The organism is Flagellimonas sp. (assembly GCF_965233845.1).
GTDB lineage: Bacteria > Bacteroidota > Bacteroidia > Flavobacteriales > Flavobacteriaceae > Flagellimonas.
Window position 1 is genome coordinate 1,373,815 of sequence record NZ_OZ247584.1, and the last position, 17,796, is coordinate 1,391,610.

Sequence of the window (17,796 nt, forward strand, 5' to 3'; positions counted from 1 at the left end):
TGGCCTACCAACCCAGTGTTAAATCAAATCTAGAACTATGTCCCTGATTGGATTGAGAAATAGTCATTTTAGTACAGATCAGTTCGATTATGAGATCATTTTTAGATGTTATAACGACGGTTTTGCTTATCGATGTGTGTTTGATAATCAAACAGAAGGCGAGTTGAATATCTCAGGAGAAAATACCAAGTTGAGTCTTGCCGATGACGTTACTTTCCCAGCTTACAACCTGGAAAATGCCTTTATCGATATGATAAGTGACCCTTTGAATTATATCAATGGCTGGTTTGATTTGAATAATGCTCATTCTAGAGTACGGGTTAATGAAGAAATACCTGGTACCGTTACGGCCGAAGTAGCCAAGTTGATTTTGGTTCAGGCTGAATGGGTAGTACTTCCTGATGTTCCGGAGGAATATTTAAAAAATGATGATCTATTCGATTGCATACGAAAAAAGCCAGCCCAATTTGATAGTTTCACTGTACTTCAGGGGGAAATTGATACATATATAACTGTTGCTAGGGAATTAGGAGATGATTGGTGCATTGGCTCTCTCACAAATAGAGATGGGAGAGCATTAGAGATTAGCTTGGACTTTCTTCCACAGGGAGAAAATTATAAGGTAACTATGTATAGTGACGATGCGAATACGCATTTCCTCAATCAAAAGGAGGCTTATGTTATTGCCAAACAAGAAGTTAATAACACCTCTTCGATAACAGTCAATTTAGCCCTAGGGAGTAAGAGTACCATTCATTTAAAAAAATATAGTCAAGGAATAAACAAGGTATTATGATAGATAAGAGATTAATTGTTTTAGGAATGAGCTTGATTTTAAGCTATTCTACTTTTTCCCAAAAAAAATCCATCTACCAAAAAGGCTGGGTTGATTTTAATAAAAATGGCGTAAAGGACATTTTTGAAGATCCCGAAGCTGAAATAGATGCTAGAATCGAGGATTTGCTGGCCCGTATGACAATAGATGAGAAGACGGCCCAGTGTGCCACCCTTTACGGATACAAAAGAGTGTTGAAAGATGAGCTGCCTACTCCAGATTGGAAAAATGAAGTCTGGAAAGATGGCATAGCCAATATCGATGAACAGCTGAATGGACTGAAGCCGACCCAGTATTCCTTTCCTTTTAGTAAACATGCAGAAGCTATCAAAACCATCCAAAAATGGTTTGTTGAGGAGACCAGGTTGGGTATTCCAGTAGACTTTACCAATGAAGGTATACATGGACTCAATCATGAAAAAGCAACACCTCTTCCGGCTCCAATCGCGATTGGCAGTACCTGGAACAAGAACTTGGTCAGACAGGCAGGTGAGATAGTAGGAAAGGAAGGAAAAGCTTTAGGTTATACTAACATCTATGCGCCCATCCTTGATCTGGCCCGTGACCCGCGCTGGGGCAGGGTGGTGGAGTGCTATGGGGAAGACCCCTATCATGTTTCGGAGCTGGGAATCCAAATGGTAAAAGGAATTCAATCGCAAGGCGTTGCTTCTACCTTGAAGCACTATGCGGTTTATAGTGTGCCGAAAGGAGGGAGGGATGGTCGGGTACGGACCGACCCTCATGTGGCTCCTAGAGAACTACATCAGATGCATTTATATCCTTACAAACGCGTAATTGGCGAAGCACACCCAAAGGGGGTAATGAGTAGCTACAATGACTATGATGGAATTCCAGTGAGCGCAAGCTATTACTTCCTGACCGAGCTGCTTAGACAAGAGTATGGTTTTAGAGGGTATGTAGTCTCAGATAGTGAAGCTGTAAAGTTTATACACAAAAAGCACCATGTAGCCGGTGACTATAAGGAAGGAGTGAGGCAAGTTGCAGAGGCAGGCCTGAATGTGAGAACACATTTTACCCCACCTGAAGATTACATTCTACCACTAAGGGAATTAGTCAAAGATGGAGAGCTCTCCATAGCTACCCTTGATCGAAATGTGAGAGATGTACTTAGAGTCAAGTTTGAATTGGGTCTTTTTGATGAACCCTATGTGAAAGACACCAAAGTGGCCGACAAGATCGTTGCAAATAATACCAAAGGCTTTGTGCTGCAAATGGCAAAAGAATCCTTGGTGCTTCTAAAAAATGAAAACAATACACTTCCACTGGACATCAATAAACTGGAAAATATCCTTGTAACGGGACCTCTTGCAGTTGATAAGACAGTATATATCAGTCGCTATGGCCCTCAGAATATGGAAGTCACAAGTGTGTTGGAAGGAATCCGGAACTATGTTGGTACTAAAGCAAAAGTTGACTTCTCATTGGGTTGTGAAGTGGTAGATGAAGCCTGGCCGGAGAGTGAAATTATCCCGATTTCGCTGACCAGTGAAGAACAAAACCGGATTGATGTAGCGGTTGCCAAAGCCAAAGAATCTGATGTGATCATTGCGGTGATGGGAGAAGATGAGCAACGCTGCGGAGAAAGCCGGTCCAGAACAGATTTGGGACTTCCGGGCAGACAGATTCAATTGCTTCAAGCTTTAAAACAGACAGGCAAACCAATCATTCTGATTCTAATCAACGGAAGACCATTGACCATCAATTGGGAGAACCAATACATCCCGGCAATTCTGGAAGCATGGTTTCCAAATGTAGAAGGGCCAAATGCCATTGCACAAACCATCTTTGGAGATTACAATCCAGGAGGGAAACTACCCATCACTTTTCCTCGATCAGTGGGTCAGTTGGAATTGAATTTTCCATACAAGCCAAGTTCACAGGTTGGTCAGCCATCTTCCGGACCGAATGGAACAGGCAAGACCTCTGTTGTAGGAGAGCTTTATCCATTTGGTTACGGACTTAGTTATACACAATTCGAATACCAGAATCTCAAAATCATTCCTGAAACGGGCAGAACACAGCAACAGATCCAAGTGTCAGTAGAGGTGACAAACACTGGAAAGGTGAAAGGAGATGAAGTTGTACAACTCTACTTTAAGGATTTGGTCAGTAGTGTGATTGTTTACGAATTGCAGCTGAGAGGCTTTGAGCGAATTACCTTGAATCCGGGAAAAACCAAAACAGTCAACTTCATATTGAAACCGGAGGACTTGCAATTACTTGATCGAAACATGAACTGGGCGGTGGAGCCAGGAGAGTTTGAAGTATTGGTTGGTTCCAGCTCACAGGATATTCGTGCAAAGGGAAGTTTTAAACTGGAATAACCTAATTGATAATCTGATGATGAATAAAATCATACAACAAATAAAGAGACAAAAACTAAAAGATAATCATATGATGGATTGGAAGAAAATTATGCTTACGAGTCTGGGCTTAGCAATGCTCATTCCTTTATACGCAGAGGTAACGCTTCCCGCGATTTTTGGTAGCAATATGGTCTTGCAGCGCAATCGCGAAGTAGCTATTTGGGGTAAAGCTGATGCAAAAAGTACAGTTATAATGACGGCTTCCTGGAATAATCAATCGTACAAAACCGTATCAGATAAGGAAGGTAACTGGAAGATAAAAGTAGCTACTCCAGATGCGGGCGGACCTTATAGTCTTAAGATTTCGGATGGACAAGAGTTGGTCTTGGAGAATGTCCTGATTGGAGAAGTTTGGGTATGTTCTGGTCAGTCCAACATGGAGTGGAAGATCAAAAGTTTGGGTAGTAAGCTTCGCAAAGGGTTAAATGATATTTTACTCAAATCAAAAAATCCTTCCGTTCGTCTTTTCACTGTAAAACATGAGAAGAGCCTGAGCCCCAAAAATGATTTTAACGGCAAATGGGAAGAAACCAATGCCGTTTCTGTTTCCAATTTCAGTGCTACGGGATACTATTTTGGGAAACTTTTACATGAAACTCTTGATGTGCCAATTGGGTTGATTTCTTCCAACTGGGGAGGGACCCGAATCCAGGCATGGATAGATGAAGAGGGGCTAAAGTCATTTGACCCTTCCATTTTGGAGGATAAGAGGGATAAGAAGGACACGTTCCCCAGCAACACCTCAACCTGCCTGTTTAATGCAATGATCAATCCCATGTTGGGTTTTGAAATTCAAGGGGTCCTTTGGTATCAAGGTGAAAGCAATCGAAGAGAGCCGGAAATCTATGATGACCTGATGGTGCTCATGTTGGAGAGGTGGAGAACGCTTTGGGGAATAGGTGAGTTCCCTTTTTATTATTGTCAACTGGCACCTTACGACTATCATGATGAAATAGAACCTGACCTCAATTCAGCCTATATAAGAGAAGCGCAATATCTGGCATCTAAGAGAATTCCAAACTCAGGAATGGTGTCCCTTTTGGATACGGGAGAGGAAAATGATATTCATCCACTTAATAAGGTTCAGGCAGGTACTAGACTAGCCTATTTTGCCCTCAAGGAAACCTATGGAGTAGAGGGAATTGTCTGTCGCGGACCCGAGCTTGAGGAAATGACCATAGATGGGTCGGTGGTCAAGCTGACTTTCATCAACGATCATGGTGGGCTTACCGATTATGGTAAAGGCTATAAACTGTTTGAAATAGCAGGAGCGGATAAAAAGTTTTACCCAGCCACTACCACATATATCTCAAAACAAAAAGCATTGATTATTTCTAGTTCGGAAGTGAAAAATCCTGTAGCCGTTAGGTACGGCTTTAAGGATTTTGTGATTGGTGATCTTTTCAATCGCTATGGCATACCGGCACCCTCATTTAGGACTGACGATTGGTAAGACCAATAAACCTTTAAAAAAATTAAGATATGAAGTTTTTGGGTTTCCTTGCCATAGTTTTCTTGCTAACGTGTGAACCTAGGCAAAATGAGTTCTTTACATCCGGATTCAAAGCAATGGAAGTATCGGATTCGACGGCACTTATCTGGACAAGACTTTATGGTCAGGCCATACCTAATCCTGTCGTACATCAAAAGTCCAATACTCATCCGAGTTACCCGATTGATTTTGATGAAGAAATGCCTCTTGATTCAGTAGATGGAGGTGTTTTCGGAGTGGAAGGGGAGGTTAGGTTCATACTAACCGAGGGATTCGAAAGCAGGGTATCACCATGGGTAAAAGTAAGAGAGGCAGATGATTTTACAGCAAGTCATCTATTCAGCTCATTAAAACCGGATACCCAATATGAAGTAACCATTGAATCAAAAGGATCTGGAAACAAAGTCAATGGAATTTTTAGAACGGCTCCCTCAAAAACAATTGGGAAGGCTATTCACTTCACCACTTCTACCTGTCAGTTTTTCTGGAGCTATGATGATAGTGTGAGGGGGTTCAGGGTTTATGATGCCATGAACAGGATGGATCCCGACTTTTTTGTTCAGACAGGAGATTATGTGTACTACGATCGAAAGGGGCCTGTGGCAAATGATATCCCAACAGCACGCCACAAATGGCATGCCATGGACTCCTGGAAGTCTCTTGTTGATTTTCATTTGAAAGTACCGATGTTCATGATCAAGGATGATCATGATCTCTTGAAAGATGACATCAGCGACAAGGAAGGGACTTTTGGTAAAATCAATTGGAACGACGGGCTAAAAATATGGAAGGAGAATGTTCCTTTGAGAGGTGAACCCTACCGGACATTTCGATGGGGAAAAGATCTTCAGATATGGCTGTTGGAAGGGCGGGAATTCAGGTCTCTAAACAGAATGGAGGACGGTCCGGACAAAACGATTCTGGGTACACCACAGAAATCTTGGTTAGAGCAGACACTAAAAGAGTCGGATGCTACATTCAAAATCTTATTTTCTGCCACCCCCATCATAGGCCCGGATAGGGATAACAAGAAAGACAACCATGCCAATAAGGGTTTTCAAACCGAAGGTGATTGGATGAGGGGAATGCTCTCACAAATAGACAATGTTTACATCATCAATGGTGATCGTCACTGGCAATACCATTCGTTTGATTCTGAAACACAGGTCAATGAGTTTGGCTCTGGCCCGGTGAGCAATTCACATTCCCAAGGTTGGGATCAGGAGGATGTGAGGCCCCAGCACCGTTTTTTGAGGGTGAATGGTGGTTTTTTGGGGGTGAAAATAACCAGGGAGTTCAACCGACCTGAAATTGAATTTACCCACTATGATGTGGATGGGAATGAAGTCTACTCAGCCAAATTCCAAGCAAGAGGACATCTATCCAAATGAAGAATTGATGGTTTCGCAATTGGAATTTTTGAGGCCTTATGGAAAAGCTAGCTTTTCCATAACAGAAAAAGAACTATTTTGTAAAACCTAAACTGTAGCGGATCTAGGGGGTACTTACAAAAGGGGTAAGGCTACAATAGCATTAATTTCTGTTTGAACTAAAAATTTGTTGCCTTTTATAAAATTTTGATGCCTTAATCAAGAAAGTAAATTCATGGTTGCACTCAAATGCCTTCGATACTGGAGTATTTTCTCGAAGAACAAAACAAAAATCTTGGGAGGGCTGTAGCACATAATATCCCTTATTTGCTTCATTGAACGGCTGATATGCTTTTCCACGGTTTTTTCAGAAAGGTTGAGCTCTTCGGCAATTTCCCGGTATTTGTACCCTTCCCTTTTATTCAATAGAAAAACCTTTTTACGCTTTTTTGGCAATTGATCTATAGCATTTTCCAACAGTTTTAATTTTTCTTTCAAGATTTCCCCATCTAGCTCGACCATATAATCCAATGCTTCCCGCTTTAACTCCATAAGCATCTTGTCATGTAGTTTTAACTTGTCCCTTTCCTTTACAAATTCGTTGAATACGGCCCTATACAGATAGCTTTTTAGGGAAGTCGTAATCTCAATTTTATCTCGGTTCAACCATATTTTGATCAATACATTTTGAACCACATCCTCTGCTCTTTGAAGGTCATTGGTCAAGGTATGACAATACCAAACCAAACTTTCGTAATAAGTCTTATAGAGATTTTTATAAGCTGTTTCATCGCCTCTCCGCAAACCTATCGTCAATAATTCTTTTTCTAAGGGCAATTTTTCGAGCATATGGGTGGACAAGCAGATAAAGCCTGTAATTCAAACAACCCGTATGCCCGGGAAAAGTCCTAAAAGGGGGGAGTACCTGCGCTGTGCTTCGTATTGTGCCAGCTATCGAATTTCTGCTCGGATGGCGGCCAGTCCGGATTCCAGAATGGAACATTAAGGGTTTAGGATAGTTGTTTCATATGACTCTCATAAAAGAAAGTGGGTTGCGAAGTTACCTTATTTCCATAGATGATGAATTGCAATTATAATAGGTGGAAACCAATTGATTTTCAACAATTTTATTTTAGAGGAAATGATATGAATTGATTAGTTTTATAATGTGAAAGTCAATTTTTCACATGAAGATGTCCCCTGGGATGTCCTGTTTAAGGAATAATTTTATAAAAAACTGGTTTATAAGTGGTTGACAATCAAGGTTTTTGTTCTGCCACCCCGACTTTTTAAGAAATCAGTAAGTAATAAAAACTTGGTAATCGTATGATTATCAAGTTTTTGTCGTTTTAAGGCAATCATTTGATTTGAATTGTTATGATAAAACAAGTTGCCAATTCGGTTGCCTTGCTTTAAAATGCTTCAAAATGGTAACCGGGCTTGTTTGATTTGACTTTCGTTTAAAGATGTTTAATTTTTAAAAATGAAAGTATGCAAACTATTCACACATTCAGTGTGTAAATACCCCGATCTTTAGGACAGGTTTTCTACAAAATTATTTTAATTAGTAAACCGCTCCCTTAAGTGAATTTATGGTCTTTCATAGTCAATGGACAGGAGCGTTCTCTATAAAAGGTATCAGCTTCTGTCTTTGTCAACCTGTACCGTATAAAATCCCCCCTTCATCCGAGTCTTCATTTTTTTAATTACGGTTCAACCTCTTGCTGTGTTTCGCTAAGCTGATAATTTATGGTTACACGCGTTCCTTCTCCCGGACTGGAATTTATAAAGAGCCGTCCATTGATATAGCTGATTCGTTCTTTCATAAAAAATACCCCCATTCCACCATCACTGCTATTTTTTGGAGGCTTGTCCAAAATGGATGGGTCAAACCCTTTCCCGTCATCATCAACAACAATGCTCAATAAATTGTTGGTGAGGTTGATCGTCACCAAAATATAATTGGCATCTGCATATTTGATGGCATTGTTCACCGCTTCCTGGGTAACCCTATAGATGTTGGTCTCTGCCAATGAGTCAAAACGGGTATTCCCTTCCGCCTTGTTTTCAAATAAGATGTTCTTGCCCGTAAGTTTGCTCAATTCCGAGGTCATTTTCTGCAAAGCCGGAAAAATTCCATGGTCCCCCAGTTCCGGCGGGGTAAGGTTAAACGTAGCTGTTCTAACACCTTTGATCAAGTCCGAAGTGAGTTCTTTTAAATAATCTATTTTTTCCTTGGTCTTTTCTTTGTTTGTTAGGTTAATGGATTCAATATTGAATCGTAGAGCCGTAAGCATTTGGCCAATTCCATCATGGATATCTTTAGCGATCCGTTTGCGCTCTTCCTCTTGACTTTCAACGATCAAGCCAGCCTGAAGCTGTTTTTGCTTCATGCGCTCCTCATAATTTTGAAGCGTGAGCTGTTCCACTTTTTTCTGGTTCTGCATGCGTTCGGTGATGTCGGAGCATAAGAGAAGAATACTTTGTTTTTTGCTGGATGGATGGATGGGGATTATCGAAATGTCCAACCAAAGTTTTTTACCGCTCTTGGTAGTTATTTCAATTTCCTCAGATCGTATCGTTTTTCGGGGCTTGGTCAAAATTTCCCGGAGGTATTGCCGTTGCCCCTCATCTATGGTGAGAAGTTCAGGCAGGTGTGTGTTGGGGGCCATTTTGGGTTCTTCGAGCAGGGTAAGGAACTTTTTGCTGATAAAAACTATGGAACCATCGTTCTTGGTACTGGCAAATAAGGCAGCATTGTCAATTACAAAGTTCAGTTCCTTTAATTCTTGAAGGGATTTTTCCTTTGCCTCGAACATGTTCTTTATTTCTTGGGCGTCCTCTTCCGACTGAAGCTTGCTTTCGACTAAATCCCGAATGGTTTCCCTGATCTGTATGGACAATGGTCTAAAAATGAAGAGCACCTCCAATACCAAGATCAGCAGTGAAAATGCCAATAGGAGGTATTCCTTTACTTTTAAATTCTGTAATTGTTCTTTGCTGATGGCATCGTACTCGTTTACAATCGCATCCATTTTTTCCAAAAAAGGCTCTTCATGGGCAAGCAATATGTCCAGTTGATTTTGACTTTTTAATGAATCTTGACTTGTCAACATCAATTCTACGGCATTGACCATGGCGTTATGATGGGAAGCGAGTTCGTTGAAATGTTGCTGAATGGATTTATTGTCCTCTTTGGGGAGTCCAATACTATCATTTCCATTTTGAAGACCATCATGAGAACCTTTCCAAATGGTAAGGGTGTTTCGCAATCTATGCAAGAGCTCTTTCCGTTCAGGTTCATCAAGATGGGAAGAGTTCAGTAAAAGGGCCTCTTTTACCAGTTTTTGACTGTAGGCCCTTTGTCTTCCGGCCACATTTATCACCCTAGAGTCGTCCAATTGATCATTTAGGTGCCGTTGGATTAAAACTTGGGCCACGATAATGGTCAGGGCTATGGCAGCCAGTGCAAAAAGATACCATTTCCGTATCCTCACAAATGTGGATACGTCCAAAGTCTGTTGTTGGTTATTTTCGCCCATTTTCCAGTTCGTGCTGTTTTATTGATCAGATAGTGCTTTTGAAACCAATGCTAGCCCTTCTTTGGAGAATGACAACTTAAGTGCGGCTTCATGTCCTTTGGGTGACATTTTCTTCCAGGTTTTTTGTAAGATGGAGATGATTTTGTCATCATCGTGTTTGGTTAGGAACGGCTCATAGTAATATTTCAAAAAAACAAGACATATTACATCTTCCAACGTTTGGGTCTCTTCATCTTTTTTCAATTGTTTTTTGAGCAACAGAAAATTGACCCGTTCAATGGTTTCTTCATCATAACCTACTGTTTTTAAAATGGTACTGGCCTTTGCAGCATGAAATTTCTTTAGGTCCTGCCTCCATTTTAAATAGCCAACGCGGTTCATTTCATAAGAATCCCGGGGAATTTCCCAGCGACAAATATGTTGGCACCGCGCAGTGAGCTGTAGGGCTTCCGAAGCATTGGGTTGAAACTCGTTAAGGATAGCGGTCATCCGCTGAGCGTATAAAAGTTCCTTGGCATGCTCCTTTCCATCAACGACTTCGGTGTTGGGGTCTTGCGCATTTGCTGCATCAAACAATTTAAGTGCTTCCAGAAACTTCTTGGATTCGCTCATGGTTTATGATTTTCCTAAAGCTATTCAGAAAAACCAATATACACAAAGCCATTTTCCACTTTAACCGGAAAGGTTGCTATGGAAGGTAGATCGCCGTTTAGGTTTTCACCGGTGTCCAGAGAGAATGTTTTTTTGTGCATGGGGCAGGCAACCTTCGCTATTCCATCGGCATCTCCGATCATTCCCCTACTTAGGACCATTTCCATTTTGTGTGGACAAAGGTTTTGGCAGGCATACCATTTTTGTTTTCGCTTGAAATGGTAAACAGCAATTTGCTTGTTTTGATATTTTACACAGGCCCCGCCATTTTCAGGGATGTCATCTTCATGGCAAGCTTTGAACCAAAAGGCAACGTTTTTCAGTAGAACCGACTGATAGTTTTGCAATAATGTTTCCATAGATTTCTTTTTAGATGGTCCAGGGTTCCGGCATTTTTTGTTCTCGCATGGGTACAAAAACCAGATTGTCATCCCTGTCATCGGCATTTACAAAATGTTTGAACCTTTTTTTGGTTTTCTCGTTTTCCACTGCCTGTTTCCATTCACATTTATATTTATCAACAAGCTCCTGCATTTCGGTCTCCAGTTCGTGGGCAATGTTGAGGCTGTCCTCAAGAACAATTTTTTTCAATTGATCCATACCGCCTTCCAGTTTATCAAGCCATGCTGCGGTCCGCATAAGTGGTGCCGCAGTTCGGATGTAGTACATTAAAAACCGATCTAAATATTTAATGACGGTTTCATTGTCTATTTTTTCTGCCAATAACTGGGCATGTTTAGGTGTTGCACCTCCATTGCCGCAGACATATAGGTTCCAACCGCCTTCCACGGCAATGACCCCAAAATCTTTACCACGTGCCTCGGCACATTCCCGTATGCACCCGGATACGCCTCCTTTAAGCTTATGGGGAGATCGCAACCCTTTGTAACGTTCTTCGAGTTCAATGGCAAAGCTCACGCTCTCATCCATCCCAAAACGGCACCATGTGGAGCCAACACAACTCTTTACTGTTCGTAGGGCCTTACCATAGGCATGCCCACTTTCAAAACCGGCGTCGATAAGTTTTTTCCAAATCGCGGGAAGATCGTTCAATTCAGCACCAAAAAGGTCGATACGCTGACCTCCCGTAATTTTGGTGTAGAGATTAAACTCTTTGGCCACTTCGCCAATAACGATCAATTTTTCCGGTGTTATTTCACCACCTGGAATTCGAGGGACCACGGAGTATGTTCCATTTCGTTGAATGTTGGCTAAAAAGCGGTCGTTGGAATCTTGAATAACATCTTCTTTGTTGGCCGTATCGTTATATATGGTCGCAAAAATGGAGGCCAAAGCTGGTTTGCATACCTCACACCCGTCACCCTTTCCGCATTTGTCCAGGGCTTGATCATAGGTTTTTATGTTTTTCACCTTGACAATACTGTATAGTTCTTGTCTGGTATATTCAAAATGCTCGCAAATGACATCCTTGACTTCCTTCCCCATGGATTTTAAGGTCTCATTGACCAGTTCTACCACCATAGGCTTGCATCCTCCACAACCTGTGGTTGATTTTGTGCAGCTTACCACATCCTTTAGAGAGTTGGATTTGCCGTCAAGAAGTGAATCGCAAATGTCCTTTTTGGATACACTTTCACACGAACAGATTTGGGCGGTATCAGGCAAGTCAATTGCACTTCCGAAGGCAGAGCCACCATCTCCGCGGGCTCCCACGATCAATTCTTCTGCATTTTCGGGGAGCGACATGTTGTTGAGGTACATTTGATGTAAAATATTGTAGTCCGTGGCATCCCCTACCAGAATTCCACCCAAAAGTGTTTTGCCATCATGGCTTACATTGATTCGTTTGTAGAGAAACTTTGTCTTGTTTTCAAAAATGATGGAAAGCCCTTTGCTTGCAGGCATATATGGCGTTCCAAAACTGGCCACATCAACTCCCATGAGCTTTAATTTGGTGGACATGTCAATTTCCTCTTGCATGACCACCTCCTCAACGCCCAATATTTGGTTCACGGCAACATTGGCCATCTCGTATCCGGGTGCAACCAGACCATATATCATTTGCTTGTATAGGGCTACTTCACCTATGGCGTAGATGCTGGGTGCTGAGGTCTGCATTTTATGGTTTACCACGATTCCGCCACGGGTGCCCATTTCCAATCCGCAGGTTTTCCCGAGCTCGTCCCTTGGGCGGATACCAGCTGAGATAATGAGCATGTCCACATCCAATTGGTCGTCCTCTCCAAAATCCATTCCCTCGATTACCTGATCACCGATAATCTGGTTGGTCGCTTTCCCCAAATGGACCTTCATTCCCATGGATTCCAGTTTCAACTGAAGCACATTGCTGCTGCGAGCATCCAATTGGCGGGGCATCAATTTTGGGGCAAACTCCACTACGTGGGCTTCCAGCCCCATGTCCAGAACGGCTTTCCCTGCTTCCAGCCCCAATAGGCCTCCACCGAGAATGGCAGCTCTGCCATTGGGCTTTATGGCCTTTATCTGGGCAGCGTACGAAAGCATATCCTCGAGGTCCTCAATAGTGCGGTAAACAAAAACGCCCTGTTTTTCAACACCTTTTATAGGAGGGACAAAGGGAGCCGAACCGGTGGCCAGTACCAAGTGATCATAAGAATAAGTTTTACCGGAAATGGTCCGGACTTCCTTGGTTTCGGTTAAGATGTCCGTTATTCTTTCACCGGTAATTAAATCAATATTGTTCTCGCGATACCAAGAGGAAGGGGCAAGCTCCAGAGCCTTGGCATCTTGGTTTCCAAAATATTCGCTGAGATGTACTCTGTCATAGGCTGGCCTGGGCTCTTCGCCAAAGACCAAAAGATTGAATGCCGTACTGGCTGGGTGTGCTCTGAATTTCTCACAGAACTTGTATCCCACCATTCCGTTTCCCACTACGATTACAGTTTCCATTTACGATAGATTTGAAATACAAGCCAAAACTAAGTATATTTACGTAATTATATACTGATTTTTTGTGAATAATTACGTATTCTTGTTGAGGAATTGATAAAATGTGCTTCGAAAAACCGTAATAATAACAAGTAACTATGAGAGCAAGAGTAAGTTTGGTAGGGGCAGGCCCCGGTAGCAAAGACCTTATAACCGTAAGGGGTTTGAGGGCGCTACAGTCTGCTAATGCAGTTTTGTACGATGCTTTAGTGAGTGAGGAGTTGATTCAACAGGTGTCTGCAAATATTCCTAAAATATACGTAGGCAAACGCTGCGGTAAACACAGCTACTCGCAAGAAGAAATCAATATGTTAATAGTGAAAAGTGCTTTTGCCTATGGGCATGTGGTGCGGTTAAAAGGTGGCGATCCTTTCGTCTTTGGGCGAGCGTCGGAAGAAGTGGAATATGCCGAATCTTTTGGTTTATCTGTTGATATTGTACCGGGGCTGACAAGTGCCATCTCCGTGCCGGCAAGTCAGGGCATACCGGTAACCAAGCGTGGAGTAAGTAGTAGTTTCTGGGTGCTCACTGCTACAACTAAATGTCATAATCTATCCAAAGATTTTGAGCTTGCAATGCAATCATCAGCAACGATACTGATATTGATGGGAATACGTAAAATAAGGGCTATAGTTAGGTTGGCCGCAGAGTACCGGGGAGAATCATCACCGATAGCTGTCATTCAAAATGGAACGTTGCCCAATGAAACTTGTTTAGTGGGAACTTTAAAGGAATTCAAGGTTATTTCTACACAACTGGATATTTCCCAGCCAGGTATAATAGTAATAGGAGATGTCGTGGCCGATCATCCTGCATTCTTTGAAGAAGCTATACAAAGGGTTGTGAATATGGAATTCTGATAAGGACATACAGGTTAGCCGTACCGACTTTTACCTGATTCGCAATAAAAGCATGTTGATTTTAAGCATGCTTTATTTTTTGAATTGACGTCATGGGATATTATTAAAAATACGTATTTCTATACATTAAATACGTATAAATACGTAGTTTTGATTCTGTAACCTAAAAACATACGTAACATGAAAGCCACAACATTAAATCTTTTAAATGTAAAAAGCGTTCCAATCCGAACCTTTTGGATTACCTCTATAGCATTTTTCATCTGTTTTTTTGCCTGGTTTGGAATTGTACCTTTTATGCCGGATGTGGTAAAAGACCTTGGTCTTACCCCTGCTCAAAAATGGAATTCCATCATCTTGGCGGTAACGGGTACTGTCTTTGCTAGATTACTAATTGGAAAGCTATGTGATAAGTATGGTCCAAGACTTTGCTATACTTGGTTGTTGATCATTGGTGCAATTCCCGTATTACTTATAGGTTTTGTTCAGACCCCTTTACAGTTTTTGATCTGTAGGTTGTTTATCGGATTTATTGGGGCTTCTTTTGTGATCACCCAATTCCATACCTCCATTATGTTTGCTCCCAATATTGTGGGTACTGCCAATGCTACTTCCGCAGGATGGGGAAATCTAGGTGGTGGTGCCAATAGGCTTGGGATGCCCTTGATTGCTGCTGCCGTGGTCAGCTTTGGTGTGGCCGATGAAATCGCTTGGCGTTATTCCATGGTTATAGCAGGACTTATTTGCTTTAGCATGGGGCTCGTCTATTACTTTTTTACCAAAGATACTCCTGAAGGAAACTTTTCTGAACTACGGGAATCCGGAAACATGCCTATCCTAAAAAAGGATAAGGTTTCATTCGCCAGTACACTGAAAGACTATCGTGTTTGGATTTTGTTTATCGTATATGCAGCCTGCTTTGGTATGGAACTTACAGTTTATGGCACTATGGATGATTATCTTCAGAACACATTTGGACTGGAGCGGACCACTGCGGGGAACGTCGTGCTGTCATTCGCTTTGATGAACATTTTTGCGCGGACCTTGGGAGGGTTTTTTGGGGATCGTTTTGGAAGGTTAAAAGGTCTTAGGGGAAGGGTTATCTTTTTAACAGGTATTTTGATGGCGGAAGGACTCATGCTTTCTGTGTTTTCCCTTACAACAAGTTTGACAGTTGGTATTTTGTTTCTAGTTGCATTCAGTCTTACCGTACAAATGGCCGAAGGAGCTACTTTTTCAGTTGTTCCATTTATCAACAAAAAGGCCATCGGTTCAATTTCTGGAATCGTAGGGGCCGGAGGTAATGTAGGAGCGTTTTTGGCAGCTCTTTTCCTTAAGTCAAAATCTGCTGTGGCCGAAAGTGACGCTCTAAAAGCCAGTGCTTCTTTGGGTGAAGAAGCCATGAAATCAGCCCAAGCCATAGCTGCTTCGGAAGCCGTTTCAAGCGGATACTTCATAATCGGAATTTTTGTGGTCGTTACAGCATTATCATCCCTGGCAATCAAGTTTTCAATACAAGATGAAGAAGAGGTATTGCAGGAAATGAAAGGAGAGCTCAAACTTTCCGCTGTGAAAGCCGATTAGAATCGGGAACAACATTTATTCACTTCTTTTTAAACAACCAACTATGAATTCTATCAAAAGGAATGCATTGGCACCGCTATGTTTGCTAATGACCCAAATTTCGATTGCACAGCTAACGATTGGGGGTGAGTTTCGACCACGTACCGAATATAGGAATGGTTTTGGCAGTCTAATTTCGGAGGCTGCTGAGCCTGGCCTTGCAACTTCTACAAGGGCTCGCTTAAATGTGGACTACAAAATGGATGCCTATCAATTTTATCTTAGCCTTCAGGATGTGATGGTTTGGGGCGAGAACAGACAGTTGTTACCAGATGACGAAAACAACTCATTTGCCGTTTTTGAAGCATGGGCCCAATTAAATTTAGGTTCGGGATGGTCCGCAAAATTGGGGAGGCAGGTCCTTTCGTGTGATGACCAACGTATTTTGGGAGAGGTGGATTGGACCCAACAGGCCCGGAACCATGATGCCGCTTTAGTCAGGTATGCAAAAGAAAGGTTCCTATTGGATCTTGCCCTTGCCTTTAATCAAGATTTCGACAATCCAAGCGGTTTTCAATCTGTGGGCAATGCTTATATGACAACGGGGTTTTTCAGTTACAAAACCATGCAAATGCTCTATCTAAAACAGAAATGGGAAAATTGGTCAGCTAGTTTGGTGTTGCTTAACAATGGCTTTCAAAACTTTAATGACCAAACCAACCCGGATGGGTTGAGCAATTTGCAGACCGTAGGTACCCATTTGACCTATTCCAAAGGAAATTTTGGATTGACGGCCAATGCATTCTTGCAAACTGGGGAACGGCAGGGAGAACTGGATGTAAAAGCTGCCTATTTATTGGGACTGGATGTCAACTATAAAGCTTCCGATAAAATAGGATTGAGTGCCGGACTTGAGGTCATCAGTGGAAATGATGGGCAAACGGCAGATGAAACAAGTGCATTCTTCCCTTTGTACGGAACCAATCACAAGTTTAATGGTTTTATGGATTACTTCTATGTGGGCAACCACGCTAATTCCGTTGGTTTATTCGATATCCATGCCAGCACCAATGTTAAACTTGGTGAAAAATCAAGTTTGTTGGCAAAGGTTTTAAATTTTAGGGGAGAGCAAGATTTGCCCAGTGGGGAAAATGGTTTGGGAACGGAGGTTGATTTGGTCTATTCCCAAAGCTTTAAGGGATATGGGATTAAAATAGGATATTCCCACTTGTTTCCGTCGGACGGAATGTATGAATTAAAGGGGATCACAGAGGCGGATACGGCAAGCACCCAAAACTGGGCTTGGATCATGTTGGTTATCAAACCTAAACTTTTTACAACAACCAAGACGGATTAGCAGAATTTACGTTTCTGAGTTTGCGCTAAAGGATGTTCCACTTTAAACTGGGGCGTCCTTTATTTCATTTCAAGGTATTTCAATAATTCGGTTATTTTTGTGCCATGCACGATTCGGGACTGAACAAAACCATATCAATTGTCTTGGCCGATGACCATTCGCTGGTCAGGGACGGTATCCGGGCACTGTTGGAAGAAGAACCGAATCTAGATGTAATTGGGGAAGTGGCCAACGGATTGGAGGCCATTAAAATGGTAGGTGACAAAGCTCCGGACATTTTGATCATCGACATTAGAATGCCGGAATTGGGTGGGATAGAAACGGTTGAACGGTTGAAAGTAACCAAGGATCTAAAAACCAAGTGCATCATCCTTTCCATGCATGACTCCGAAGAATATATCCTAAAATCGGTGCAGGCCGGGGCAAGTGGTTACCTGCTCAAGGATACAGGTAAAACAGAATTTGTAAAGGCCATTCATGTGGTGCATGAAGGCGGTAAGTATTTTAGTGGGGATATTTCCAATGTATTGGTTAACAATTTGTTCGGTTCACCAAAAAAAATGGACAGCAAAAACCCCAAAAAAAAGCAGGACAATCCATTTGACCTTACCAACAAAGAGCTCCAGGTGCTGGAATTGGTCCTGGCAGGATATACCAACAAAGAAATTTCAGAGAAACTACAGAATAGTAAGCGTACCATTGAAACCCATCGTTTTAATTTGATGAAGAAGATGAAAGTGAAGAACCTCATTGACCTTTCCAAAACCGCCAACAAGTATAATTTGGTGTAGATTCGGTATTTTTCAACTTT

The 17,796-nt window shown here is 42.0% G+C and carries 13 protein-coding genes; 8 read left to right on the forward strand and 5 right to left on the reverse strand.

Going from position 1 to position 17,796, the window contains the following annotated elements; genetic code table 11:
* The first annotated feature begins 37 nt into the window (after positions 1 to 37).
* From ACO6S0_RS06045 to ACO6S0_RS06060, 4 genes are read left to right on the forward strand one after another with little or no spacing between them, the layout of a single operon-like run.
* The gene (locus tag ACO6S0_RS06045; protein ID WP_422351100.1) at positions 38 to 796 is read left to right on the forward strand and encodes a glycoside hydrolase family 97 C-terminal domain-containing protein; all 759 of its coding nucleotides are present in this window, start codon (positions 38 to 40) and stop codon (positions 794 to 796) included.
* A complete protein-coding gene (locus ACO6S0_RS06050) occupies positions 793 to 3,180 on the forward strand; it encodes a glycoside hydrolase family 3 N-terminal domain-containing protein (protein WP_422351101.1) in 2,388 nt (795 codons plus the stop codon). The genes ACO6S0_RS06045 and ACO6S0_RS06050 overlap by 4 nt, the downstream gene beginning before the upstream one ends.
* A 16-nt stretch (positions 3,181 to 3,196) precedes the next feature.
* Positions 3,197 to 4,675, forward strand: coding sequence for a sialate O-acetylesterase (locus ACO6S0_RS06055; RefSeq protein ID WP_422351102.1), 1,479 nt, complete (start codon positions 3,197 to 3,199; stop codon positions 4,673 to 4,675).
* Between the two features lie 29 nt (positions 4,676 to 4,704).
* Entirely contained in the window at positions 4,705 to 6,105 is a 1,401-nt protein-coding gene (locus ACO6S0_RS06060; RefSeq protein ID WP_422351103.1) for an alkaline phosphatase D family protein, read from the forward strand.
* 198 nt (positions 6,106 to 6,303) lie between these two features.
* Here the strand turns inward: ACO6S0_RS06060 and ACO6S0_RS06065 are convergent, their stop codons facing one another.
* From ACO6S0_RS06065 to nirB, 5 genes are all read right to left on the reverse strand, one after another.
* On the reverse strand, positions 6,304 to 6,933 hold the full coding sequence (locus tag ACO6S0_RS06065) for an RNA polymerase sigma factor (RefSeq protein ID WP_422351104.1): 630 nt from the start codon (positions 6,931 to 6,933) through the stop codon (positions 6,304 to 6,306).
* Between the two features lie 857 nt (positions 6,934 to 7,790).
* Positions 7,791 to 9,626, reverse strand: a complete 1,836-nt coding sequence (locus ACO6S0_RS06070) for an ATP-binding protein (RefSeq protein ID WP_422351105.1) — start codon at positions 9,624 to 9,626, stop codon at positions 7,791 to 7,793.
* Between the two features lie 18 nt (positions 9,627 to 9,644).
* On the reverse strand, positions 9,645 to 10,238 hold the full coding sequence (locus tag ACO6S0_RS06075; protein ID WP_422351106.1) for a DUF4202 domain-containing protein: 594 nt from the start codon (positions 10,236 to 10,238) through the stop codon (positions 9,645 to 9,647).
* A 20-nt stretch (positions 10,239 to 10,258) separates the two neighbouring features.
* A complete protein-coding gene (gene nirD, locus ACO6S0_RS06080; RefSeq protein ID WP_422351107.1) occupies positions 10,259 to 10,636 on the reverse strand; it encodes a nitrite reductase small subunit NirD in 378 nt (125 codons plus the stop codon).
* A gap of 10 nt (positions 10,637 to 10,646) precedes the next feature.
* A complete protein-coding gene (gene nirB / locus ACO6S0_RS06085) occupies positions 10,647 to 13,166 on the reverse strand; it encodes a nitrite reductase large subunit NirB (protein WP_422351108.1) in 2,520 nt (839 codons plus the stop codon).
* Between the two features lie 137 nt (positions 13,167 to 13,303).
* Here nirB and cobA point away from each other — a divergent pair, with 137 nt between their 5' ends.
* The 4 genes from cobA (at position 13,304) to ACO6S0_RS06105 (ending at position 17,776) form a co-directional block, all read left to right on the forward strand.
* The gene (cobA, locus tag ACO6S0_RS06090) at positions 13,304 to 14,065 is read left to right on the forward strand and encodes a uroporphyrinogen-III C-methyltransferase (RefSeq protein WP_422351109.1); all 762 of its coding nucleotides are present in this window, start codon (positions 13,304 to 13,306) and stop codon (positions 14,063 to 14,065) included.
* A gap of 180 nt (positions 14,066 to 14,245) precedes the next feature.
* Positions 14,246 to 15,649, forward strand: a complete 1,404-nt coding sequence (locus tag ACO6S0_RS06095; RefSeq protein WP_422351110.1) for an MFS transporter — start codon at positions 14,246 to 14,248, stop codon at positions 15,647 to 15,649.
* Between the two features lie 43 nt (positions 15,650 to 15,692).
* Positions 15,693 to 16,985, forward strand: coding sequence for an alginate export family protein (locus ACO6S0_RS06100; RefSeq protein ID WP_422351111.1), 1,293 nt, complete (start codon positions 15,693 to 15,695; stop codon positions 16,983 to 16,985).
* 104 nt (positions 16,986 to 17,089) lie between these two features.
* Positions 17,090 to 17,776 (forward strand): response regulator transcription factor, encoded by a 687-nt coding sequence (locus ACO6S0_RS06105; protein ID WP_422351112.1) that lies wholly within the window; start codon positions 17,090 to 17,092, stop codon positions 17,774 to 17,776.
* The last annotated feature ends 20 nt before the right edge of the window (positions 17,777 to 17,796 follow it).

Bases quoted from the DNA above. Each gene is read 5' to 3' on its own strand.
- ACO6S0_RS06045 (WP_422351100.1), top strand. From the start codon at position 38: ATGTCCCTGATTGGATTGAGAAATAGTCATTTTAGTACAGATCAGTTC.
- ACO6S0_RS06105 (WP_422351112.1), top strand. From the start codon at position 17,090: ATGCACGATTCGGGACTGAACAAAACCATATCAATTGTCTTGGCCGAT.
- nirB (WP_422351108.1), bottom strand. From the start codon at position 13,166: ATGGAAACTGTAATCGTAGTGGGAAACGGAATGGTGGGATACAAGTTC.
- nirD (WP_422351107.1), bottom strand. From the start codon at position 10,636: ATGGAAACATTATTGCAAAACTATCAGTCGGTTCTACTGAAAAACGTT.
- ACO6S0_RS06065 (WP_422351104.1), bottom strand. From the start codon at position 6,933: ATGCTCGAAAAATTGCCCTTAGAAAAAGAATTATTGACGATAGGTTTG.
- ACO6S0_RS06070 (WP_422351105.1), bottom strand. From the start codon at position 9,626: ATGGGCGAAAATAACCAACAACAGACTTTGGACGTATCCACATTTGTG.
- cobA (WP_422351109.1), top strand. From the start codon at position 13,304: ATGAGAGCAAGAGTAAGTTTGGTAGGGGCAGGCCCCGGTAGCAAAGAC.
- ACO6S0_RS06075 (WP_422351106.1), bottom strand. From the start codon at position 10,238: ATGAGCGAATCCAAGAAGTTTCTGGAAGCACTTAAATTGTTTGATGCA.
- ACO6S0_RS06060 (WP_422351103.1), top strand. From the start codon at position 4,705: ATGAAGTTTTTGGGTTTCCTTGCCATAGTTTTCTTGCTAACGTGTGAA.
- ACO6S0_RS06050 (WP_422351101.1), top strand. From the start codon at position 793: ATGATAGATAAGAGATTAATTGTTTTAGGAATGAGCTTGATTTTAAGC.
- ACO6S0_RS06095 (WP_422351110.1), top strand. From the start codon at position 14,246: ATGAAAGCCACAACATTAAATCTTTTAAATGTAAAAAGCGTTCCAATC.
- ACO6S0_RS06100 (WP_422351111.1), top strand. From the start codon at position 15,693: ATGAATTCTATCAAAAGGAATGCATTGGCACCGCTATGTTTGCTAATG.
- ACO6S0_RS06055 (WP_422351102.1), top strand. From the start codon at position 3,197: ATGATGAATAAAATCATACAACAAATAAAGAGACAAAAACTAAAAGAT.